24 protein-coding genes are annotated in these 21,875 nt (G+C 45.8%); 14 read left to right on the top strand and 10 right to left on the bottom strand.

Annotation, left to right across the window (positions count from 1 at the left end; all coding sequences use genetic code 11):
* Nucleotides 1-4 precede the first annotated feature (4 nt).
* Both KFE96_RS04795 and KFE96_RS04800 read right to left on the bottom strand, forming a co-directional pair.
* Entirely contained in the window at nt 5-673 is a 669-nt protein-coding gene (locus KFE96_RS04795) for a PspA/IM30 family protein (RefSeq protein ID WP_255834855.1), read from the bottom strand.
* 35 nt (nt 674-708) lie between these two features.
* On the bottom strand, nt 709-1,347 hold the full coding sequence (locus tag KFE96_RS04800; protein ID WP_255834856.1) for a DUF2170 family protein: 639 nt from the start codon (nt 1,345-1,347) through the stop codon (nt 709-711).
* Nucleotides 1,348-1,487: 140 nt separating this feature from the next.
* Between KFE96_RS04800 and KFE96_RS04805 the strand changes: the two genes are divergently transcribed.
* The 4 genes from KFE96_RS04805 to KFE96_RS04820 are packed head-to-tail and all read left to right on the top strand — an operon-like array spanning nt 1,488 to nt 4,215.
* Nucleotides 1,488-2,525 (top strand): potassium channel family protein, encoded by a 1,038-nt coding sequence (locus KFE96_RS04805; protein WP_255834857.1) that lies wholly within the window; start codon nt 1,488-1,490, stop codon nt 2,523-2,525.
* 1 nt (nt 2,526) lies between these two features.
* Complete coding sequence (locus KFE96_RS04810; protein WP_255834858.1) at nt 2,527-3,165, top strand: DUF2491 family protein; 639 nt, start codon at nt 2,527-2,529, stop codon at nt 3,163-3,165.
* A gap of 17 nt (nt 3,166-3,182) precedes the next feature.
* The gene (locus tag KFE96_RS04815; RefSeq protein WP_255834859.1) at nt 3,183-3,602 is read left to right on the top strand and encodes a DUF350 domain-containing protein; all 420 of its coding nucleotides are present in this window, start codon (nt 3,183-3,185) and stop codon (nt 3,600-3,602) included.
* Nucleotides 3,603-3,612: 10 nt separating this feature from the next.
* Nucleotides 3,613-4,215: a DUF1190 domain-containing protein gene (locus tag KFE96_RS04820; RefSeq protein WP_255834860.1), complete on the top strand. Its 603-nt coding sequence runs from the start codon at nt 3,613-3,615 to the stop codon at nt 4,213-4,215.
* Between the two features lie 43 nt (nt 4,216-4,258).
* Here KFE96_RS04820 and KFE96_RS04825 read toward each other — a convergent pair whose 3' ends face one another.
* Complete coding sequence (locus KFE96_RS04825; protein ID WP_255834861.1) at nt 4,259-5,914, bottom strand: thiamine pyrophosphate-binding protein; 1,656 nt, start codon at nt 5,912-5,914, stop codon at nt 4,259-4,261.
* 227 nt (nt 5,915-6,141) lie between these two features.
* Here KFE96_RS04825 and KFE96_RS04830 point away from each other — a divergent pair, with 227 nt between their 5' ends.
* The 4 genes from KFE96_RS04830 (at nt 6,142) to KFE96_RS04845 (ending at nt 10,293) form a co-directional block, all read left to right on the top strand.
* Nucleotides 6,142-7,074: an MBL fold metallo-hydrolase gene (locus tag KFE96_RS04830; RefSeq protein WP_255834862.1), complete on the top strand. Its 933-nt coding sequence runs from the start codon at nt 6,142-6,144 to the stop codon at nt 7,072-7,074.
* 31 nt (nt 7,075-7,105) lie between these two features.
* Nucleotides 7,106-8,104, top strand: a complete 999-nt coding sequence (locus tag KFE96_RS04835) for a YheT family hydrolase (protein ID WP_255834863.1) — start codon at nt 7,106-7,108, stop codon at nt 8,102-8,104.
* A gap of 147 nt (nt 8,105-8,251) precedes the next feature.
* A complete protein-coding gene (locus KFE96_RS04840; protein ID WP_255834864.1) occupies nt 8,252-9,217 on the top strand; it encodes a DUF2336 domain-containing protein in 966 nt (321 codons plus the stop codon).
* 137 nt (nt 9,218-9,354) lie between these two features.
* Nucleotides 9,355-10,293: a DUF2336 domain-containing protein gene (locus KFE96_RS04845; protein WP_255834865.1), complete on the top strand. Its 939-nt coding sequence runs from the start codon at nt 9,355-9,357 to the stop codon at nt 10,291-10,293.
* A 54-nt stretch (nt 10,294-10,347) separates the two neighbouring features.
* Here KFE96_RS04845 and KFE96_RS04850 read toward each other — a convergent pair whose 3' ends face one another.
* Genes KFE96_RS04850 through KFE96_RS04860 form a run of 3 tightly spaced genes read right to left on the bottom strand, consistent with a single transcriptional unit; the run spans nt 10,348 to nt 12,638 of the window.
* A complete protein-coding gene (locus tag KFE96_RS04850; protein ID WP_255834866.1) occupies nt 10,348-10,812 on the bottom strand; it encodes a DoxX family protein in 465 nt (154 codons plus the stop codon).
* Between the two features lie 46 nt (nt 10,813-10,858).
* Entirely contained in the window at nt 10,859-11,992 is a 1,134-nt protein-coding gene (locus KFE96_RS04855) for a hypothetical protein (RefSeq protein WP_255834867.1), read from the bottom strand.
* Entirely contained in the window at nt 11,979-12,638 is a 660-nt protein-coding gene (locus KFE96_RS04860; protein ID WP_255834868.1) for a DedA family protein, read from the bottom strand. Before KFE96_RS04860 ends, KFE96_RS04855 begins: the two co-directional genes overlap by 14 nt.
* Before the next feature lie 387 nt (nt 12,639-13,025).
* On the opposite strand from KFE96_RS04860, the gene KFE96_RS04865 reads away from it, so the two are divergent.
* Nucleotides 13,026-13,559 (top strand): adenine phosphoribosyltransferase, encoded by a 534-nt coding sequence (locus tag KFE96_RS04865; protein WP_247015730.1) that lies wholly within the window; start codon nt 13,026-13,028, stop codon nt 13,557-13,559.
* A 27-nt stretch (nt 13,560-13,586) separates the two neighbouring features.
* Here KFE96_RS04865 and KFE96_RS04870 read toward each other — a convergent pair whose 3' ends face one another.
* A complete protein-coding gene (locus tag KFE96_RS04870; RefSeq protein WP_255834869.1) occupies nt 13,587-14,711 on the bottom strand; it encodes a M14-type cytosolic carboxypeptidase in 1,125 nt (374 codons plus the stop codon).
* Between the two features lie 434 nt (nt 14,712-15,145).
* Here KFE96_RS04870 and ykgO point away from each other — a divergent pair, with 434 nt between their 5' ends.
* Both ykgO and KFE96_RS04880 read left to right on the top strand, forming a co-directional pair.
* On the top strand, nt 15,146-15,271 hold the full coding sequence (gene ykgO / locus KFE96_RS04875) for a type B 50S ribosomal protein L36 (RefSeq protein ID WP_191251113.1): 126 nt from the start codon (nt 15,146-15,148) through the stop codon (nt 15,269-15,271).
* Between the two features lie 83 nt (nt 15,272-15,354).
* Nucleotides 15,355-15,963, top strand: coding sequence for an HAD family phosphatase (locus tag KFE96_RS04880; RefSeq protein WP_255834870.1), 609 nt, complete (start codon nt 15,355-15,357; stop codon nt 15,961-15,963).
* 4 nt (nt 15,964-15,967) lie between these two features.
* Here KFE96_RS04880 and pyk read toward each other — a convergent pair whose 3' ends face one another.
* A complete protein-coding gene (gene pyk, locus KFE96_RS04885) occupies nt 15,968-17,425 on the bottom strand; it encodes a pyruvate kinase (RefSeq protein ID WP_255834871.1) in 1,458 nt (485 codons plus the stop codon).
* A 143-nt stretch (nt 17,426-17,568) separates the two neighbouring features.
* On the opposite strand from pyk, the gene KFE96_RS04890 reads away from it, so the two are divergent.
* Nucleotides 17,569-18,336, top strand: a complete 768-nt coding sequence (locus tag KFE96_RS04890) for an N-formylglutamate amidohydrolase (protein WP_255834872.1) — start codon at nt 17,569-17,571, stop codon at nt 18,334-18,336.
* Between the two features lie 10 nt (nt 18,337-18,346).
* Nucleotides 18,347-18,658, top strand: a complete 312-nt coding sequence (locus KFE96_RS04895; protein WP_255834873.1) for a DUF1244 domain-containing protein — start codon at nt 18,347-18,349, stop codon at nt 18,656-18,658.
* A 35-nt stretch (nt 18,659-18,693) separates the two neighbouring features.
* Here the strand turns inward: KFE96_RS04895 and glpD are convergent, their stop codons facing one another.
* A complete protein-coding gene (gene glpD, locus KFE96_RS04900; RefSeq protein ID WP_255834874.1) occupies nt 18,694-20,187 on the bottom strand; it encodes a glycerol-3-phosphate dehydrogenase in 1,494 nt (497 codons plus the stop codon).
* Nucleotides 20,188-20,524: 337 nt separating this feature from the next.
* Between glpD and KFE96_RS04905 the strand changes: the two genes are divergently transcribed.
* Entirely contained in the window at nt 20,525-20,812 is a 288-nt protein-coding gene (locus KFE96_RS04905) for a DUF2312 domain-containing protein (RefSeq protein ID WP_255834875.1), read from the top strand.
* Nucleotides 20,813-21,001: 189 nt separating this feature from the next.
* Here KFE96_RS04905 and KFE96_RS04910 read toward each other — a convergent pair whose 3' ends face one another.
* The gene (locus KFE96_RS04910; RefSeq protein ID WP_255834876.1) at nt 21,002-21,868 is read right to left on the bottom strand and encodes an HNH endonuclease; all 867 of its coding nucleotides are present in this window, start codon (nt 21,866-21,868) and stop codon (nt 21,002-21,004) included.
* Between the last annotated feature and the right edge of the window lie 7 nt (nt 21,869-21,875).

Here is a 21,875-nt window from a genome sequence, read left to right on the forward strand (position 1 = left end):
CAAGTTAGAGTTTCGAAAGAAAGTCGTCAGTGTCGCTTTTGCCGCCGTCAAGAGCAGCTAATTCGCTATCCAGTGATGTGCCGGACAGAACGTCATCTAATTCGTTCGCTGCTTCAAGGCGTGCTGCCTTTTCTGCCTGACGAGCTTTCAGGCGGTCTAGTGATTGGGATGCATCAGAAAAGCTGTTGTTCACATTGGCATGGCTTGATGCCAACATTTCCTGTGATTTCTGCATTTGTTCTGTTGCTTTTACTGTATCCACCTCAGCGCGCATACGTTCTTTTTTGGCGGTAAGTGCTTTGATGTTGTTGCGAATATTATTTTCGGCTGTTGCATATTGATCGCGTAACGCAGTTGCTGCTTTCAAATCACCCTGAAGTCCCATTACGCGCTCCGCAGCCTGACGAGCCAGGTCCATATTTTCGGCAGCTTTCGCTTTGCGTGCGCCATCCGTATATTTTTCGATATCTACCTCAATATCGCTGATTTTCTTGTCTTGCAGATTGCGTTTTGCAGCCATGGAGGTGAGGCTCTTCTTGGATTCCTCAAGGCTTTGATCGCATTCGCGAAGTAGCTGGTCTAGTTCCGTAAGTGCATTCGCATCTGCAATTGCTTCACCAGCTTCATTTACGTGGCCTTTAACAACTGTAATCAAACGTTTGAAAATACTCATGAGATTGCTCCGGTTATTCTTTTCTTATTATGGGCTTAGGCAGCGTTTGCTACTTCAACGAATGCAGATACGACTTCTTCATAATTTTCAGCAAGGGCTGCAATTTCTGTTGCAACACTTGTTAATAATGAGCGGGAAGAGAGTGCGCCAAACAATTCGTAATAGTCCTGACCGTTAATCGTTGTAATGCCAATTGTGCTGAGAGGCAGATATTTGTGTGCTTTCAGAAGTTGTTCGTTCAAAGCGGTTTGGTCTGCAACGTCTGCGATTGGGCAAATCAGGAGCGAAACAAGAATTTGTTCGCCGTGGACTGCCATGATAGCTGTGCGGTCTAGGTCAGTGTATGTAATTTCAATAGAAGGGTTCATACCTTCCACGAGCTTGAGGCTGATCGCGTCCTGATCGAATAAATCAGAAGAGCTGAGTTCTTCGAAAAGTGCTTTGGCTGTCCATGGTGATACATCAGTCATGAAGTTAGATCCCTTGCTTGTCATCATTTCTTGCGTAAGTGTATGGGGTGGGAAAACACAGATGGCAGAACCTTCTCTTAGGGCTGGTTCCGTATCTTTTAGTTGCTTTTTCATGCGCTCAGGCACATATACTTCTACTTTATGAAGGTTTTTCTCCTTCATAAGTTGCCTTCTGCGTGTAGCTGCATTTGTCTTTGCGGGCATCTGCCTTTTCTTCCGATATCTTTTCAATTTGTGATCGATAAATTGAAAATAATGTTCGCGAACCCCTTTCGCGAATTAAATATATGTGTTAAGCGGTAATTGTGCAACCCTAAATGGGTTATTTTTTCGGGGAGGAAATTGTGTCCGCACTTGGGGTGCTTTTTTCAAAGATTTATTTAAAGTGCGTTGAGCTCGATTGGTCTGTTCTCGCGCTTGTTGCCGTGCTTCATTATATGGCTAGTTATTTCGGTTTTATGATGCTGGGCGAGGCCGGCTTGTTGGCTGATGGCGTGTTTGCTTACTATTATTTCACCACTGTTTCGACAGTGGGGTACGGCGATTACAGCCCTGTTTCTGAGAGTGGCCGGCTATTCTTTATTCTATTCATGCTGCCAGGTGGTTTAACTATTTTTACCGTTGTTCTTGGTAAGGCTGTGAGTGGGTTTTCTCAATATTTTAAAAAAAAGGCGAACGGCATGGGTGATTACTCAAAGCTTGAAGGCGCTACTGTTATTGTGGGCTATCACCCTCAGCGTACCCGTAAAATGGTGGCGGAAATTAAGGCTGGTTCAAATGGTGATGATACGCCACTTGTTCTTATAAGTAAGAAAGATGTGCCAAGTAATCCTGATTGGCGATTTATCAAAACGGAAAGCCTATCAAGTTTTGATGATCTCAAGCGTGCTGCAGTAGAATATGCCGCCCGTGTTATCGTTTATGCAGATACCGATGATCTTACGCTTGCTGCGGTACTTGCGGTGCGAGCACTGAATAAAGACGCACATGTAGTGTGTTTCTTTTCAAGTGCTGAGAAAGCGCAGCTGTTGGGTAGTAACTGTGATGCAGAGATCGTGGTTTCTTCCAGTGTGGAAATGGTTGCACGCGAACTTACAGATCCTGGTTCAAACGCGTTTTTATCGGATTTGATGTCAGCGCAGAGCGGCGTGGCAGCATTTCGAATGGATGTACCTGAAGGAGAAGCAGGTATTTCAAGAACGCAACTTTCAAAGGAATTAATTGAAAAGGCAGGAGCTACACTGATTTCTGTGAAGCCAAAAGAAGTTGCACAACCAATTTACGATCCCAGATCTATAAAAGAATTACATGCTGGCGATACTTTCTTTTACATCGCTGACAAACGATTAGATCCTAACGATATTAATTGGCGAGGAGCATAAAATGGGGTTGTTTGATTTTTTCAAAAACAAAAAAGACGAGATGAAAGAACCTGTGTTGCCGGTTATTCACGATATTTCCTTTGGTCGCACAGTAGTGATTGATCCTTTGGCGATTTCTCTTCTGGGCGCGGATCACCGAATGAAATTATCTACACCTTCATTAACGATAACGGGGCAAGGCACGGTACCATTTGAAGACGGCGTATGGTTACACCGTTTTTATACGGATAATCATGAATTACTTCAGATCATGGGTGGTGATGGCAAGCATGATTTTGGCGTGCAGCAAATCAGCCTGTTTAGTGTTTACGACAGTATTGAACCTGCAAATGAAGCGGCGCTTGAGGCAGAAATTGCAAAGTTGAAAGCGGATACCTACACACTGGATGGTGTTGAATATAAGCGTGTTTGGTTTGATGGGGATGGCCCGACAGAGCCTGTACAGTTTCATGAAACTGTTTATCTGGATGAAGGTGGTGCGGAAAATTATGGGATTCAACAGCAATGCATGTTGTTTGGTCGCGAAGTGGATGGGCAAGAAGAAAGCTTGCTTGTAACACATGAAAAAACAGATCAAGGGGATGAGAGCGTGACGTTGATGGTCGGCGCCGTTCTTTCTCCTAATGATATTTCAATCTAGGGAAAGTAACGAGGTAAATGATGATGGATGTAATCTATGATTCAGTTGAGGGGGTGCTCCCGTTTCTAATGTATTTCGGTGCAGCAATTGTGGCGTTAGCTGCTTTTGCACGGATATATAGCTGGGTAACTCCTTATGATGAAGTTGAGCTTATTAAGAATAATAATCCGGCAGCTGCTACAACATTTGTGGGTGCAATGCTGGGGTTTGGTATCCCGGTTTATAGCGCGCTTGATAACTCGTTAAGTCTGATTGATTTTGCGGTTTGGGCCACCATTGCGCTGGTTGTTCAGGTATTAACGTTCGTTCTGCTGCGTAAGCTTGTGTATCCAAAACTTGTTGAACGTATTGAGCAAGGTGAAATCGCTGCCGCTATTAAAATTGCAGGTGTTTCAATTGTTGTTGGCCTGATTAATGCGGGCAGCATGACATATTAAGAGGTGAATTATGAAGAGAGCTAAAAAACTTTCCCTCACCTTGATGGCCGTTGGTAGTGCTACAACGCTTGCAGCCTGTGGTGATGGCGATAAACGGGAAGAGGTTGAATCCTATAAAGACCTTGAGAGTTGCCTTTCTGCTGGAGTGTTCAGCGATCAGCAGTGCGAGGATGCTTACGATAAGGCAAAGGAAACTCATGATAGCAGTGCGCCGCGTTATGATAAGGTCGGTCTGTGTGAAGAGCAATTTGGTGTAGGGCAGTGTGAGCAACGTACAAATCATAATGGCGGGTCGTTCTGGTCACCATTTTTTACCGGCTATATTATTTCCAGCTTGTTAAACCAACCTTCCTATGGTGGCGGTTATTATTCTACACCTTATTATCAAACACGCTATGGCCGTAGGGCTACGTGGAACGGTGACTATATTAAAACCTATAGGGATTCGAATGGCCGTATCCAACACCGTGTGAATAAGGAATCGTTCCAGAAACCGAAACCAGCAAAAGTATTGAACCGCACAGCAGTGATTTCCCGTGGTGGGTTTGGCACTCGTCCAAAGGCCAGAGCTTCAAAAAGCCGAAGTCGAGGTGGTCGCAGTTGGGGTGGTTAATATCCTGATTAAGAAAAGGCAGCTTAAGCTGCCTTTTTTATTGTTAAATCTGCCTGAGGGAACTGATAGTTGCGGTGGGTGCAATGGCTTCGGGATCTACCATCACTTCAATAAGAGCTGGCTTGCCGGATGCCTGTGCAGCTTTCAGCGCTGGCGCAAAATCTTCAGTTTTTTCAACACGAACGGCGTGAAAGCCGTAGCTTTCAGCCATAGGCACAAAATCAGGGTTAGTAAGCTCTGTGCCTGAAATACGCTCAGGATAATTTTTTTCCTGATGCATACGAATAGTGCCAAACATGCTGTTATTGAACACGAGGAAAATCACATTCGCCCCATAACGAGCAGCTGTTGCAAGCTCCATCACACTCATCATGAAGCAGCCATCGCCTGCACAGCAAACCACTGTTTTTTCCGGTGAAATGATTTTGGCTGCGATGGCCGCAGGCACACCGTATCCCATAGCGCCAGATGTGGGCGCTAATTGGGTTGGGAACCCTCTATACTGATAAAAGCGGTGGAGCCAACTGGCGTAATTACCAGCACCATTACAGAAGATAGTATCGGCAGGTAAATCTTCACGCATATGAGCATAAAGTTCAGCTAGCTGCACATCCCCCGGATTTGGGAGTGGCTTTTGCCATTCTGTATATTCGTTTTTTGCATCTATCACATGATCTGCCCAATTTGTGCTACTGATGTCCCAGTCTTTGATAAGGGAGAGCAGTGTTGTTGGTGTGGCATTGATCGCGAGATCAGGTTGGTAAACGCGGCCAAGTTCTTCTGCACCTTGATGCATGTGAATAAGAGTTTGTTCAGGAACAGGGGCTGATATCCGGCCATAACCGTCTGTTGTCATTTCCCCTAAGCGAGGGCCAAGGGCTAGAATGACATCAGCGTCCTGCATGCGTTTTACAAGTTTTGGATTTGCGCCGATCCCCATATCTCCCACATAATTAGGGTGACGATTGTCCATTCTGTCCTGACAGCGGAAGGACGCGGCGACAGGTAAGTTATTCTTTTCTGCAAATTTTTGCAGCATATCAACAGCTTCAGCTGACCATCCACTGCCGCCTGCAAGTACAAAGGGACGTTTCGCGTTCTGGAGCATGGATTTCATGTTTTCCAGATCAGCGGCTCCAGGGTGTGCAGTGGCTGCGGTGTATGGCACTGTTTTCTGAGGTGCACATAGTTGACGTAGCATGTCTTCTGGAAGGGCTAGTGCAACAGGGCCGGGTCTGCCTGACGTGGCAACCCTGAATGCGCGGCCAATATATTCGGAAATACGCGAGGCATCATTAATTTCCGCAGTCCACTTGGTTACTTCAGAAAGGAACCTACGGTAATCGATTTCCTGAAAAGCTTCTCGCTCTACCTGATCAGCAGCAACCTGCCCAATGAGCATAATCATGGGGGTGCTGTCTTGAAAAGCGGTGTGAAGGCCAATTGAAGCATGGGTGGCGCCAGGGCCGCGCGTTACGAAACAAATGCCGGGCTTGCCTGTCATTTTACCATAAGCTTCGGCCATGTTGGCTGCGCCTGCTTCGTGGCGGCAGGTAATAAAACGCAGTTTATCTTCGGTATCATGTAGGGCATCAAGAGCGGCAAGGTAGCTTTCACCCGGAACTCCAAACGCGATGTCTGCACCGTTTGCAATAAGTGCATCAATTAAGGCTACGCCGCCAGAAACTTGGTCCGCCACAATTATCCTCCCCAGGCTGCAACGCTTCGAAAGATCGTAGGCTGGCCCAAAAAAAAATCAAATGGAACTAAAAGTTTGAAAATTATTATTTTTCACAGGATCAAACCTGCTGTGGTATGAGATTTGGGGTACCTTCACCAAGCTGTGAATAATGGTTACTGTTTCATGGGAAATATATGTCGCATATGGTTTAGGGAACTCGAATTGTTATTCAGTATGAGGGTAGAGTGTCGGAACTAAATACCAGCAATAAGCCACCGGCTGTCGCAAGTCCGTTAGTGGCAAAAGAGCTGCGTAAACACGCGGAATATGGTTTGATCAGACAGGTGGCGGACGGCATTTTGTGCGTGCTTGCAGATAATCCAAAAGATTATACCGGACCCGGAACAAACACATATGTGATTGGTGAAGAGGCTGTGTGGATACTTGATCCAGGCCCAAATAGCCAAAAGCATATTGATGCGGTTTTGGCAGCGGTGAACGGGCGCGGTGTTGAAGGTATTCTTGTTACCCACACACATTTGGACCATAGTCCAGCGGCTAATCCACTGAAAGAAATTACCGGGGCAAAAACATATGGCTTTGGTGCGCTCTCTAAAGATATTCTTGCGCTGACTGATGAAGATATTGACGAAGATTTCGTTCCTGATGAGGCGCTTTCACACGGCCAGATGTTGGGTGAAGGCGATTACCGTATTGAAGCACTTCACACGCCGGGGCACTTCCCAAACCATATGTGTTACCGTTTGTGGAATAAGGATGTTCTCTTTTCCGGTGATCATGTAATGGGCTGGTCAACAACTGTCGTTGTACCGCCTCTTGGGCACCTTGGTGAATACCTACAGAGCCTGAATGTGTTGGAAGCCTGTGAAGCGTCCTTGATGCTACCCAGCCATGGTGATCCTGTTGATAATCCGAATGGTCGTATACACGAAGTGCGCGAACACCGTATGATGCGGCATGCACAGGTAGCGGATTGTATGGCCGAAGGCCTTAAGTGCCCAGAAAAGATCGTTGAAAAATTGTATGTGGATCTTACGCCTCGTCTGATTGAAGCGGCAAAAGGATGCGTTCAAGCTCATATTGAACTGCTTGAAGAAGAAGCCACAATGAGAGCACCAGTGAAAGAGTCTTTTGCATTTGATGTTGTTGCCCCTTAAATAAAGCGTGTAGCTTTTAAGGGAAAACAGAGTGCAGATTGTTGGCGCCGGTTTACAGGCATTTCTAAAAGAACAGGGCGGTGATCTATTGCCGCCTTTCAAACAGCGTTTCCCATGGTTGGGGGCTGATCTTCAAACCGTCCGTAATAGCTTTTCTCGTAATAAGCCTGTAGTTGAGATGCATAACCGCCTTTATGCACCGCTTGAAAGTGGAGAGGCCATAAGTGTTGCGGTTACAGAGCCTCAAATACCTTCAGTGCAAAAATCTTTAGTATTAATCCACGGTTTGGGTGGGAACGAAGATAGCCACTATATGAAAGAGACGGCTCTAGCTTTCTCTCAGCTTGGCTGGCATGTATTCCGTATGAATGCTCGGGGTGTTGGGCCCTCTCGGGAAACTTCAAAACCTCCCTATAGTGCGGGGTTAACAAAAGATCTTAGGTCTGTTCTTGCTGCGGTTCATAAGCATCATCCTGAGAATAAGATTTATGCTATGGGTTTTTCGCTTGGTGGGCAGTTGCTGCTGCGGACCTTAGGTGAAGGCGAATTGCCTGTTGATTTAATTGCTGGTGTATCTGTATCTGCACCCCTTGATCTGTCAGCCAGTCAGCAAAAACTGGAGCGCCGCAGAAACGGTGTTTATGTGGATTATCTCGTTAAGAATATGCGAGCTGACCTGGAAGGTACAAAATCGCCAACGCATGATATTGCTCTTGAGGATATTAAAACTATCCGAGGGTTTGACGAATATATCATTGGCCCATATTTCGGCTTTAAAGGGGCTGATGATTATTATTCGGGTATTTCCTGTAAATCAGTTATCGCAGATATTAAACAACCTGTTCTAGCTATTCATAGCGCCGATGACCCTTGGATACCTGTTGAAGATTATAGAGATGCCAATTGGCCATCTGATGTAGCAGCCGGGGCCGTCGTGCTTCCGAAAGGAGGGCACGTGGGTTTCCACTGTAAGTATGCTGACATTCCCTGGTATATTGGTGCGGCGAAACAATTCTTTGAAGCGATTTAGAAACAATTTTATTAAAATGATTCTATCTATGATAGATAAAAATTTATCCATAAGTTGACTAATTAACAATCTTATCTGACTATTCTTTCTCTCATCGGGCAATTGAATCGGAATTAAAGTCACTTCAGGCGTAAGTGAAATAAACTGGTGAATGCGGGAAAGAATGCATTGGTAGATGTAGCGAAATTAGAGAAGATGCTTCTTGCCAAGCAGGTAGGCCAGTTCTTGTGTGGTGACCATAATGCTGAGGAACGCACAACTGTGGAAGCCGCTGCCCGTAAACTTGCCGAAGATGTTTGCCGATATGTGCGTGAAACTTTAGCTTTTGAACTTCGCAAGTGCGATGATTTAGCGCCGGATCTGGCTGAGAAAATTGCGCGGGATATTGAGCCGGTTTCCAGCCCGTTTTTAGAAGAAACCAATGCTTTTTCCACAGCAACACTTATTCGGTTAATCCCCCAGTTAAAAGAATATGCCCGTGCAGCGATCGCGCGCCGGACAGACCTGAATGAGGATGTGCAGGAAGCGCTGATTAAGTCGTCTTCTGAACAAGGTGTTACCAACCTTGTCCGAAATGACAGAATAGAAATGCCTGAGAAAAACTGCAGCATCTTGGTGCGCAGATTTCAGGATAATGTGCGGGTGATGGATCAGTTCTCGGCTCGTAATGATTTACCGCTGATTATTATCGAAAAGATTGTGAATAAAGTCTCCACCCACTGTCGGAATATGCTTGTTGAAACATATTCTATTCAGAATGTGGTGGCGGATGAGTTGGCTGAAAATACTCAGTTTGAAGCTATGTGGCAGAAAGTAGCCGGGGCTACAGCAAGCCAGATCCACGGCTATGTAACAGATTTAAGAGATGAAAGACGGCTTAATCATCCACTGACTATCAAAGTGGCAAATCGCGGGTGTTTAACATTCCTTGAAAGCGCACTTGCGCTTGAAGCGGGTTTGCCAACTGGGCGGGTGAAGGAAATGCTCAGTCTTGAAGATCAAGCTGCATTTGTTCGTCTGATGCAGATGGCAAATGTTGATAAGAAGTATGCACCTCAATACTTGAAGATTGCGAAGGCAAACTATTTGCCGGAAGGTAAAAAAGCGGCATAACTTTATACTGTGTAAGGGTTTGAAGTGTAAAACTGGATAGAGAAAAATTTTATCCAATGATTCAGCTTTTATAAAGTTAAAGAATGCCATACTTTGTTTCGGAACATTGAATGTTCCGGATGTTTTGGAGCGGGTTAATGAGTTTAAACACTGTAGACATTGTAAATGCTGCAACGCTTGAGAAGGTTGTTCTTGCCAAGCGTATTTCTGCATTTTTACGTGATGAGCACTCTGAAGAAGAGCGCGCTACAGTGGAAAATGTTGCCAGAATGCTGGCGCAGGATATCGCGCTGCAAGTGCGTGAAACACTCGCTTTCGAACTTCGTACATGCAATGCTCTGCCTTATGACTTGGCGGCCAAATTGGCGTCTGATGTAGAAAGTGTGGCGTGCCCGTTTCTTGCGTCCACCTTGGCGTTCACTGATATGCAGCTTGCGGGTCTCGTACCGCATCTTGAAGAATATGCTCATATAACGCTCGCACGTCGCCCTGACTTGGGGCCTCAGACATGTCAGGCGATTGTAACGGTGGGTTCTGATAAAACTGCCACATATGTGGTGCGGAATGACCATATCACGCTATCAGATCAAACCTGCGATATTCTGGTTAAGAAACATGCGGAAAACCAAGGTGTGATGGACCATCTTTCCCGCCGCACAGATCTTCCATTGTCTACTGTTGAAATGATCATGCATAAGGTCTCTGCCGAGTGCAGAGCGGCACTTGTGGAGCATTACAGTATTGATCGGTCTGTTGCCGAGGAAGTGACAGGTAATAGCATGTTTGAGGCGATGTGGCGGCAGCTGGAAAAAGCCAGCCCAACACAGGTGCATGCTTATGTTATCGACCTGAAACGTTCTGGCAGACTTACCCATGATCTGGTGAAAGATATCGCTGGCCGTGGTTGTTTGGCCTTTTTGGAAAGCATGCTAGCTCTTGAAACAGGGTTAACATTAGGGGCTGTGCGGGAAGTTCTCTATGCAGGTGATACAAAAGCCTTTGTGGGCCTGATGCAAAAGGCGAAGATCAATAAATCAGCTGCTCAGGATTACCACCGGATCGTTAACGGCCAATAATTATTCTGTTGAAAACAGGTCTAAAAAAGGGCGCTTCGTAGCGCCCCTTTTTGTTTATGCTTCTGTCGCTTCTGGCTTCTTGCCAAGCAGCGCCAAAATTTCATCCTGACGGCGATACATCATGTAAAGTGCGAAAATCAAAACGATCACAGCAGTATTAGCGAGTGTATCATCCACGTGCTCTACACCTGCTTCATCTGTAAAGCGTACTACCCAGCCAAGTGGGCTGAAAAGGTGGAAGAAGATCGCACCAGCCATTGTGCCTGCGGCCAGAATCGCACCGTATAGGCGCAGATTTGGGATAATCAGCAAAATTGAAGCAGCAAGTTCAATCACACCAGTGATTATCGCACCGTACTGAGAGAACCAATCCATACCAAGCCAGGTGCCGATTGTAGTAAAAATATGTCGAGGTTCTGCAGCCTCCAGGATTTCAAATTTGAAAGGTAGACTGCCCCCCAAAATTGCTACCATAAAAATAACTAAAGCCCATTCATGATGTTTCTTAATAAAATCCATGATGCTCTCTCTTCCTTTAGTTCTGGTTATGCCCCAGTTGTGCGATTTAGTGTGTTATCGGATATTGTTTTGTTAGTTGTTTTTCACGCCACCAAGCTTTTGCAAGTTTTCTCAATGACGTAGGGGCATGGCCCCGCTTCCTGTTTTTTGCACCAATAGCATATAAGTGCCCATATTGCTGCATCAGCGTTTTATAGGCTTGCCATAAGGTTGTACGCGAATCCCATATATGTGTTGGCTCGCCACCAGCACCGTTCACTTCTATGATTTTGAAATCTTCCCCATTCTGGAACTTATCAAAACTTCCAAAGCGTACATCAAAACGGCCTACGTGGAATTCGTTCATGGTTTTGGCAATTTCGTCGAAACGTTTCACCATACCTTCGGTGATATGTTCGTTGCCGTTTCTGAAAATAGTGCCCTTGCTGTGGTTGCCTGCAAACGCCAGTTTAATTGCTTCACCGGAAGGAATAACTTCTTCAAGGCGATCTTTGTGCCGCTCTAAATATAAGTGCGGTACCTTGCCTGCGCGCGGGTCTGCCATAATAAGTTCCCGGAGCGTAGCTTTGCCATCACCATACACACGAGGGAAATATTTAAGAGTGAGGCTGATGATTTGGCCTTTTTCTTCGCCGGGATGCTTGATGTAATAAACCCCAGCTTCGCCTTCTTCATCCACAAGGGTCTGCAGCATAAATTCAGCGCCAGCCGGATAGCTTTCAATATACGCATCAAGCTCCGTATCTGTTTTAACGAGTTGCACCCCAGCCCCGCGCATGCCCATATCAGGTTTCGCTACAAGAGGTAGGGCAAGGCCTGCTTCTTTCATTGCCTGCCTTGCGTCCTTCAGGCTGCGCTTCAGAGCGCCATCACCGCTCCATCGGACGCATTTCACATACGGAGAAACATAATCTCGCGCAGAGCCCGTAATTTCTTCCATCACTTCATATTTGCTTTCACCAACGAGACCGGAGAAAGGCAAATGTGGGTTTGTGTTGGTTGGAAGGGTTAAGCCCATATGACGCAGCATCAGCCAGCCGCAATAAAGCGCTACTGGAGCATAAAAAAGATGCGATGGAGCGAACTCAAACCATGAGATATCAGCAGCTGACGCATCAAGCGCAGGCATACCAGCATGTGGTTCATTGTTATGTTGTGTTTTTAAGCTAGTTGCTTCCACGTGAAGTCTCAAAATTAGGGGGTAATGGTAGGTCTTCTTTTTCCTCAGCAGGATCAGGCAACTGGGTTGATAGGCCTGACGTCTTAATAAAGCGAGGAATAAGGATGATCATGGCTAAGGCAACAATAACAGCTGCAGAAATACTGGCGATACTGCCGTATTCAGAAAATGCCTGCTGGATTTCGCTGACGAACAGTACCATTGCTGTAACCCAGACAATGGCCGCTGCACCCATAACAATCACAAAACGAGTGAAAGATAGCTTCAAAAAACCAAATGTCAGATAGGTTACTAAGCGAGTGCCGGGTGTGAAACGCGAAAAGAAAAGAACACCCGATTCTTTACCCTTTAACCAGCGTCTTAATTTTCTGGTTTTGCCAATTGGCAGTTTTTTACGCAGATAATTATTATCTCTGGCTGTCCAGCCAAGGCCGTAAAGCCCGATATCACCAACCAAAATGCCTGTGGCAATTGCTGTTATGGCAAATAGCGGGCTAACCACTCCCATACCAACGAGAATGCTGCCAGCAATTAGGGTACCGTCTTCTGTAGCGAAGGTGGCTAAAGCAAGTGCTAAACCCAGCAATAGTGGGTCATGCGCCAGACTTTCCAGTAGCTGGATGATATTTTCTGGTGACAAATCCATTACTTTTTACATCGTTTCCTTAGACCAGTTTGGGTATCTGGTGGCTTGTGTCAAGTTTCTGCTCTTTGGTCAACTGCTTCATTGCCACAAAAGATTACCTAAACTCAGCGTTCTGAAAACCTAATTTTAGGTGATAATAAGCGCGCGCTTACACACGGGTTTGTGAAATAAATGTGTAGCATCAGTTTATAGATAACAGTTTAGAAAGCCTCTATTCTAAAGTTTATTTAGGGTGCGATTGGAAAAATATCGCTGTTTTTTGAGATTGTTTAGTTTTGCCCTTGCGAATGCAATACACATTCTTGTGGGTAGAGTAAGCAAAAGTTAATGGGAACTCAGCATCAAGAACTGAGGCGGTAATAACTGTAATGATGAGTGAGACAGCAAGTGATAGAACAGCAACGAATTGATGGATATATCCGCACGATTCCGGATTTCCCAAAACCGGGCATTGAGTTCAAAGATGTAACAAGCCTGTTTGCTGATGCGGAAGGTTTTCGCTTACTGCTGGATAAGTTTCAGCAAAAACTAACTGGGTACCGTATTGATGCGGTGGCTGGTATTGATGCACGTGGTTTTATCATTGGTGGCGCGCTTGCTGATCGCCTGCGGTGCGGGTTTGTTGCTATCCGGAAAAAAGGGAAGCTTCCAGCTGATACCATTTCTGAAGCATATGAACTGGAATATGGTGAGGAAATCTTAGAAATTCACAGTGATGCAATCCAAAAAGGACAACGTGTTCTTTTGGTGGATGACGTGTTGGCAACTGGTGGTACTGCAAAAGCTGGCGTTAAGCTGATTGAGCGTATTGGCGGTGAGATTGTTATGTGTGCCTTCGCGGTCGATTTAGCGAATCTGGGCGGCCATGATGCGCTTGAAAGCGATGGCTATGAAGTTTTCAGCCTTAGCCAATTTAACTAAGGCTGATTTTTTTAAATTATTTTAAGCTTATAGCTCATCTACCATATGGTGGAGCGTATCAATACATGCGCGTGCCAAGTGGCGGCAACGTTGTGGGCTCCAACCAAATTCTGGATCTGGTAGATCATCATTGTCTTTGAATGGCATTTCCAAAGTCATCGCCAAACAGCCATGTGTTTCAGCCACATAATCAGTACATTTTTTCATGTCTGCTGAACCTGGGGCATCAACGTCATAACCGAATTCCTGCTGGAAATCTGGCGAGATGATGCAAAGCAGATCTTGATATATTTTCAGAAGTTTCATCTGCTTTTCTGTAAGCGAAGGGATGCCCTCGAAGCCTGCGATAAAGTTATAAGGCAGTGCTTCATCACCGTGTACATCCAGATGAAAATCAACACCTGTCTCTGCCATCTTTTCACGCACAAGGTACACTTCCGGGCTGCGATCCATGCTTGGGTTTGCCCATTCACGGTTCAGATTGGCGCCCGCCGCGTTTGTACGTAGATGGCCGCGTTTTGAACCATCTGGGTTCATGTTAGGTACAATATAGAAATGGCACTTTTCGAGAAGGGCCGTGGCAACCGGGTTATCCTGATCAAGAAGGTAATCAAAAGCACCTTCCATCCACCATTCTGCCATGCTTTCACCAGGATGCTGGCGGGCGATAAGCCATACTTTCTTCCGGCCTTCTGGGCCGTAGCCAATTTCTACAAGGTCAAGATCTTGGCCATCTAGTGTGTGGCCAAGGACGCTTGTGGAAACAAGAGGGCTATCTGAAACCTCTGCAATCATATCCGCATGGCGTTCCATAGAAAATGGTGCAAAATACGCGAAATAGAGGCTGTCTTGCTCCGGTTCAATTTCCCATGAAAGGGTGGTGCCGTCATATTCAGTTTCAATGCGGAACCAGCTTTCTCTGTCATAGGAAGCGCAAACTTTATATTCTTCCCAGCCTTCGGCGTAAGCTGCACCACCTGCATTTTCGATTGTCAGCTTGCAAGGGGTATCTTCCACACCGGAAACACGGAAGTGGAACCACTGATAAAAATCGGAATTATTGTCCTTACGAATTGCGAGTCGCACATCTGACGGGTCATCCGCCTTAATAATTTCGATATTTCCACTATCAAACGCACTTGAAATAAGCATGCTTGTGGCTCCTGAGCTTGGTTTCTCAATAAATGTAATTTGCCTTTGCCTATCGCCTTTTAGGGGCTTTGGTCAATCAGCAAGTTTGTGAACCTTAACGGAAACCTTAGGGAAACGCTAAGGTTCGTATCGAAAAAACGTGAAAAATTAGTACAGATATTGTACTATCATGTTACTGACGCATATGCGTGAGAGGACTACCCTTGCTATCTAACAGGGGAATTTGAGGCGCTTTCTGCCAAGGCGGGAAGCGCCTTCCTTTTGAAAGTACCATTTTCTTCTATGAAACGAGGCGCAACCTATTGACAGATTGGGCATCCCCCCTTATGTTCCGCCGCCAATGGATTCGAGGAATAACAGATTCGTTGTTCCCGCCGATTTCCGGTTTTCTGGGTCGGTGTAATTGTTAACTGGTTTAAGGAAGGGCCCGCGCTATGAAAGTTCGCAACAGCCTGAAGTCCCTAAAGTCTCGTCACCGCGATTGCCGTGTGATTCGTCGTAAGGGCCGCACATACGTAATTAATAAGACTCAGCGTCGTTTTAAAGCGCGCCAAGGCTAATCCTAGACTAGCCAGAGCATTATTGATTAAACCGCGCACTCTCATGTAGAGTTGCGCGGTTTTTGTGTTTGTGGGGTTGAGCAATGGCAGCTGTTAAAATTGTACTCTTTGATATTGGTAATGTGTTTGTGCACTGGGACCCTCGGTTCCTTTATGAGAAGCTTATTCCTGATAGCGATGAATTAGATCGTTTTCTAAAGGACGTAGTGACCCTTGAATGGCACACGGAGCATGATAAGGGTAAAAGCTTCAAGGAAGGCACCTCAGAGCTTGCTATGCGCTTCCCTGAGTATGAAGACCTTATCAAAGTATATGATACCCGCTGGACAGAAACTATCAGTGGCCAGATAGACGAAACAGTCCATATCCTTGAAAGACTCGTGGAGCGGGGCATCCGTGTTTATGCTCTTACAAATTTCTCTGCGGAGAAATGGCCACCCTTTTGCCACGAATATGCTTTTACAGATTTATTTGAAGGTGTTGTGGTTTCCGGCGAAGAAAAGCTTGTGAAACCTGACCCGGCTATTTTCCAAATCGCTATAGACCGATACAGCCTTGATGCTGAAGCCACTCTTTATGTGGATGATCGGCTGGAGAATGTGGAAGCAGCGGAGGCAAAAAAAATGCAGGGCCATCATTTTACGGACCCTGCAAAATTACTTGCTGATTTAGAGGCGAGAGGCCTGCTTTAAGGTATTAAACCTCGCTACCATCCACCCAAGCGATATGAAGTACGTTTGTGGCGCCTGGTGTGCCGAATGGTACACCAGCGGTTACCACAATGCGGTCACCAGCTTTTGCAAGGTTACTGCGCAGCGCCATGCGCTTAGCTTTGCCAATCATTTCTTCAAACGAATCTACATCCTTGGTCTTCACTGTGTGCAAGCCCCATACAATCGCCATGCGGCGTGCGATAGGTGTGCTTGGTGTTAGTGTAAGGATTGGTGCACTTGGGCGCTCACGTGATGCGCGGATCGCTGTGGCACCAGATGTGGTGAACGTTACGATTGCTTCAGCGCCGATCGATTTCGTTACTTGGCGTGCAGCCGCTGTAATCGCATCCTCTGTGCGGGAATTGGCATTCGCCAGCTCCTGACCTGTTGCCATATAATCTGGTTCAGCTTCCACACGTTTTGCTACACGGTCCATCACAGCTACGGCTTCACATGGGAAATCACCAACAGCTGATTCAGCAGAAAGCATCACAGCGTCTGCACCATCTGCAACAGCTGTTGCGACATCAGTTACTTCCGCACGCGTCGGTACAGGTGACTGAATCATGGATTCGAGCATCTGTGTGGCAACCACAACAGGTTTACCAGCGTGGCGTGCTTTACGGATAATTTTCTTCTGGATACCCGGAACCTTTTCAACAGGTTCTTCAACACCCAAATCACCACGGGCCACCATCACGCCGTCAGACAGTTCAATGATTTCATCCAGAGCATCAACAGCTGCTGGCTTTTCAATCTTCGCCATAACAGCAGCTTTGCCGCCAACCAGTTTCTTCGCTTCTGCAACATCGGCAGAGCGCTGTACGAAAGAAAGTGCAATCCAGTCAGCACCAGCTTTTAGGGCGAAAGCAAGGTCAGCACGGTCTTTTTCTGTAAGGGCAGCAAGCGGGAGAACCGCATTGGGAACGTTCACGCCTTTGCGGTCTGAAAGATAACCACCTACAAGTACAGTTGTGTGGGCCTTACCGTCTTCGATTTCAGTAACTTCAAGGCGGATTTTACCATCATCAAGAAGGATGTTTGTGCCAACCTCAATTGCATCAAAGATTTCTTTGTGCGGTAGGCCAACACGTTCTTTCGTGCCCGGTACATCGGTAAGGTCAAGCGTGAAACGTTGGCCTTCTTCAAGAAGGACTTTACCATCAGCGAAGGTGCCGCAGCGTAGTTTTGGGCCTTGCAGGTCTGCAAGAATGGCGATAGGACGACCAACTTCTTCTTCAACACTGCGGATAATCTTTACAAGGTCTTCTTTGCCAGCATGGTCACCGTGGCTCATATTCAGGCGGAATACGTCAACGCCTGCTTCAAAGAGAGCTTTAATACGTTCATGAGAACTTGATGCTGGGCCAAGGGTGGCGACAATACGAGTTTTACGCTCACGTCGGAATGCGGAAAACTCAGTATGGGTATAGGCGGTCAATGTTGCCTCCAGAAAGGGGGGTTATAGTTCAACTTGCATGCATATGGGGGCTTTAATTTTTGCGCATGCTGCTTTAAACCTTGCGAAAGGTCCAGTTATTTTTTCAACTGAAACTAAATAATCATATATGTTAGGCCCTTCTTATGACTGTAGCAGCATACGCGCCAGAAATCATCAATCCTGACGCTACGGAAAATTTGGTAATTTTGTGTGAACACGCCAGCAATCATATCCCTGCGGATTTGAATAATCTGGGATTGCCCGCTGAGGAACTGAAACGTCATATTGCATGGGATATTGGCGCGGAAGCCGTTACTCGCAAAATGTGCGAAATGATGGGCGTTTCTGCTGTGGTAGCTAAGGCTTCGCGGCTTGTACTTGATGCGAACCGCGAACCCGATCACACCACGCTTATTCCGCTTGAAAGTGACGGTACCCTCATTCCGGGAAACCAAAATCTGAGTGTTGAAGATATTCAAAGCCGTAAAGAGGCTTTTTATGATCCGTTCCACCAAACAGCAGATGCGGTGATTGAACGGCATCTGGAAGCAGGCGTTAACCCGATCGTGATTGGCATGCACAGCTTTACTTCTCATATGGATAGTTTCGACAGACCTTGGCAGATCGGTTTCTTGTGGAACAAGGATCAACGGCTCGCGCAAGCGATGATAGGCCTTCTTGAGCGAGAGACAGATCTTACCATTGGGGATAACGAGCCATATTCAGGACAGGAGCTATATTATACCATGCAGCGGCATGGGGCTGATCGAGGTTTGCCGCAAACCACTATTGAAATCCGGCAGGATTTGCTTGCGGATGATAATATGGTTACCCAGTGGGCAGCACTTCTTGCAGAATGCCTTGATGAATGTATGGGGCGGGCTGATCTGATGAAACGTGAATATTTTTAGGAGCAGATAAATGAGTAAAGAACAAGCAATTGAAGCAGCAGTATTTCGCCGGCTCCTGAAGCATCTGGATGACCGAAAAGATGTGCAGAATATTGATTTGATGGGCTATGGTGGGTTTTGCCGTAATTGTCTATCTGATTGGTATGCTGAAGCAGCGGCGGACGCAGGTGTTGACGTGAGCAAAGATGAAGCCCGTGAGCGTATCTACGGTATGCCTTATGGTGAGTATAAAAAGGCATATCAATCGCCTGCAACTGAAGAACAGCTCGTATTGATGAATGAAAGCGTTGTGAAAAATAAAGCAGCACGCGGTGAAGCTTAATTGAATGAAGGAAAGGTCGCCATCGGCGGCCTTTTTTATTTACCCTGAAACCAGTTTTCCACGTCTTCGATTTCAGCAGCGGTTAAACGCAGCCCTAATTTTGATCTGCGCCATAGCGCATCTTCAGCGCAAGTGGCCCATTCTCTGTCCCGCATAAACTTCAATTCTGCCTCATAAAGACAGGCGCCAAAATGCTGGCCCATGTCTTCAATAGAAGTGCAACCTTCAAGAATGCTGTGGATATCATTGCCGTATGCTTCAATGAACCTCAGGCGAAGGGCGCGCGGCAAGAAGGGATAATCATGCTTGATGCGTGTATTGAAGAAATCCATATCCGCATAATTAAGGCCAACAGCGCCAGGTAAATGGGCATCTTTGGTCCAAGTACCTTCATCAAACCCAAGAAGGGGCTTCAGTTTTTCCAGCGCTTCTTCGGCCAGATGCCGGAAGGTGGTAATTTTGCCGCCATATATGCTGAGAAGCGGTGCATTCTCTTTTGTATCTAACTCAAGCACATAATCCCGGGTTGTCTTTGAGGCATTTTTCTCACCGTCATCAACGAGGGGGCGAACCCCTGAATAACTCCACACTATGGTTTCCGGTTTGATCGTACGGCGGAAATAGTTACTGGCTAGCTGGCACAGGTATTCTTTTTCTGTGTCATTAATTTTCACGGAGTTGGGATCAGCTTCAAAAGGTACATCTGTAGTACCGATAAGGGTGTAATCTTCTTCGTAAGGGATAGCAAACACCACGCGGTTATCACCCCCCTGAAACGTGTAGGCTTGTGCCCCATCATAGACTTTCGGTACGATGATATGACTACCTTTCACCATGCGAATGTTTTTGCGGCTGTCAGGCGCGGGGGAGGATTTTGCTTCGATATCATCAACCCATGGGCCGGCGGCATTCACAAGGGCTCTTGCCTTATATGTAGTTTCTTCATTTTGGCTGTTCCGCACAGTTATGTGCCAAATCCTATTTTCCCGAGTGGCTTTAATCACTTCATGCTGGGTTAGGATATTGGCCCCTTTATTTTCGGCATCTCGCGCAGCAAGTATAACAAGACGCGCGTCGTCCACCCAGCAATCGCTATATTCAAAACCTTTTGTATAGCGCTCTTTCAGGGGCGCACCGCTGGTGTGCTTCCTAAGTGCTCTGACCTCCGTAGGAGGGAGAAGTTTTCTGCCTCCGATGTAATCATAAAGGAAAAGTCCTAGCCGCAAAATAAATGCAGGCCTCAGGCCTTTATGATGTGGCAGAATAAACCGCATAGGCCTGATAAGATGTGGTGCTGATTGAAGCAGTATTTCCCGCTCAATAAGCGATTCTCTTACCAACTTGAATTCGTAATGCTCAAGATACCTAAGGCCGCCATGGATAAGCTTTGAGCTGGCTGAAGATGTGTGCGAGGCAAGGTCATCTTTTTCAGCAAGGGTAACCTTAAGCCCCCGGCCTGCTGCATCGCGCGCAATTCCTGCGCCGTTTATACCCCCACCAACTACAAAAATATCTGATATAGAATGCATAAATTCATAAGCCCCTTAACGGTGATATACTCTGCCTTCATTACAAATTTCGGTAAACAAAAAACTTGATTGAACCGCTATGGGTGGAGGCCTATAGTGCTGCCAATTTTGAGATTACCCAAGGGAGTTAACCGAATGGTTCAAGCAGGTGGTGTTGCTGGTGAACAGCTGCGCGGATTTATTGAGCGCATTGAGCGTTAGTTATATCTCTTGGAAAAGGACTTATTGAATATCTAAGAGCCATATTTGTAGGCTAATGATGTACAAAATTAGCTCTATGATTAGATAGAGTATTTATAAATTATAGAAGGCAGCGGAAATATCCGTTGAAATGAGAATGGTACAAGCAGGTGGTATTGCCGGTGAGCAACTAAGATCCATAGTGGAGCGGATCGAAAATTTGGAAGAAGAAAAGAAGGGTATTGCAGAGGATATTAAGGAGATATACGCAGGCGCTAAAGCCACGGGCTTTGATCCGAAGATTATTCGTAAAGTTATTTCCTTGCGTAAAATGGACCAAGCGGACCGTCAGGAACAAGAAGCGCTTCTCGATGTGTATATGCACGCTATTGAAGGCGGAGAACAAGTTCGCCCGACTGCAGAGGTTGTTTCTATTAGTGAATAATGACGTATTTAAAGATACTGATTCACTAACTTTATAGAAATTGTCTGTATTACGGTTTTGTTTGCGTAGTTTTGCATAGCAGTATTTAAAATTGGAACTGTGTAGATAGAAGATGCGCAACCATCTTTTCGTAGATGGTTGTTCACATATTGCTGTTAGCGTTATTGAAGTGAGCTACATTTTATAATGCTAATCTAACGACCCATTGACAATTAGGTGGTCTTCGAGAGCCATGTACATCACTGTTCGCCAATGATTGGGACCCTTAGAGTGGTTGTAGATGGGTTCACAAATGGTTTCTGTAACAACTTTAGCGCTGAAGCCTAACTTCAATAATTTTCTCATTTGGTCTAGAGTGCTAACCAGCTCATTTGCGGCTAGCTTTGCATATCGAGCCTTAATATTAAAATCGATAAAATGCTTACAGGCTCTAGCTCTTTGAAAGTTCTGCCATTTGAGTGGTGGATTGGTAAAAAATTCTATGGCAGCAGAAGCTTGGTATGGTGGATGATAGGTGGCAAAGACCCATTGTTCATTATAGAAAATGTCATCATCCAAAAATGGATGAAGATATTGTTCATTGGGGTTAGATGGGTGGGTTTGTCCTTTTTCACCCATGTTACAGTCGCGACATGAAGGGACTAAATTATTGGGAAATACTGAAAATTGGGGAAATTTCGACTTGGCTAAAAAGTGGTCAAGATTTTCAGGGGTACCTATTCCGGCGCAAAATGGACATTCATCTTTACATATCATTCTTAGTCGATCGTAAACTACACCTGCTGGTTTATCAGCTGGTGTGAAATACTGGGTGTAGAGTTTTTTTAGGTCTTCCTTGGTAAGATTAGTTGTAATTTTGGTATTGGATGCAGTTACAGGATGAATTCGATGTAACTGAGCTAAAGGTGTAAACGTATCATAGTCGATAGCTTTATTCAGAAGATCATTTTTATCGCTAGTCAACTTGCCCTTCAATATCGGGTTGCCTGTAATTCCTGCGATGCAAGCATCTAAAACTTCTGAATAAAGAATGTTTGGTATTGGTAATTTAAACATTATCAGC

Origin of the sequence: Kordiimonas sp. SCSIO 12603 (genome assembly GCF_024398035.1) — a bacterium.
Classification (GTDB): domain Bacteria; phylum Pseudomonadota; class Alphaproteobacteria; order Sphingomonadales; family Kordiimonadaceae; genus Kordiimonas.

Bases quoted from the DNA above. Each gene is read 5' to 3' on its own strand.
- KFE96_RS04910 (WP_255834876.1), bottom strand. From the start codon at position 21,868: ATGTTTAAATTACCAATACCAAACATTCTTTATTCAGAAGTTTTAGAT.
- KFE96_RS04880 (WP_255834870.1), top strand. From the start codon at position 15,355: ATGGCAGCTGTTAAAATTGTACTCTTTGATATTGGTAATGTGTTTGTG.
- KFE96_RS04800 (WP_255834856.1), bottom strand. From the start codon at position 1,347: ATGCCCGCAAAGACAAATGCAGCTACACGCAGAAGGCAACTTATGAAG.
- KFE96_RS04890 (WP_255834872.1), top strand. From the start codon at position 17,569: ATGACTGTAGCAGCATACGCGCCAGAAATCATCAATCCTGACGCTACG.
- KFE96_RS04815 (WP_255834859.1), top strand. From the start codon at position 3,183: ATGATGATGGATGTAATCTATGATTCAGTTGAGGGGGTGCTCCCGTTT.
- KFE96_RS04860 (WP_255834868.1), bottom strand. From the start codon at position 12,638: ATGGATTTGTCACCAGAAAATATCATCCAGCTACTGGAAAGTCTGGCG.
- KFE96_RS04820 (WP_255834860.1), top strand. From the start codon at position 3,613: ATGAAGAGAGCTAAAAAACTTTCCCTCACCTTGATGGCCGTTGGTAGT.
- glpD (WP_255834874.1), bottom strand. From the start codon at position 20,187: ATGCATTCTATATCAGATATTTTTGTAGTTGGTGGGGGTATAAACGGC.
- KFE96_RS04870 (WP_255834869.1), bottom strand. From the start codon at position 14,711: ATGCTTATTTCAAGTGCGTTTGATAGTGGAAATATCGAAATTATTAAG.
- ykgO (WP_191251113.1), top strand. From the start codon at position 15,146: ATGAAAGTTCGCAACAGCCTGAAGTCCCTAAAGTCTCGTCACCGCGAT.
- KFE96_RS04810 (WP_255834858.1), top strand. From the start codon at position 2,527: ATGGGGTTGTTTGATTTTTTCAAAAACAAAAAAGACGAGATGAAAGAA.
- KFE96_RS04850 (WP_255834866.1), bottom strand. From the start codon at position 10,812: ATGGATTTTATTAAGAAACATCATGAATGGGCTTTAGTTATTTTTATG.
- KFE96_RS04905 (WP_255834875.1), top strand. From the start codon at position 20,525: ATGGTACAAGCAGGTGGTATTGCCGGTGAGCAACTAAGATCCATAGTG.
- KFE96_RS04795 (WP_255834855.1), bottom strand. From the start codon at position 673: ATGAGTATTTTCAAACGTTTGATTACAGTTGTTAAAGGCCACGTAAAT.
- KFE96_RS04895 (WP_255834873.1), top strand. From the start codon at position 18,347: ATGAGTAAAGAACAAGCAATTGAAGCAGCAGTATTTCGCCGGCTCCTG.
- KFE96_RS04845 (WP_255834865.1), top strand. From the start codon at position 9,355: ATGAGTTTAAACACTGTAGACATTGTAAATGCTGCAACGCTTGAGAAG.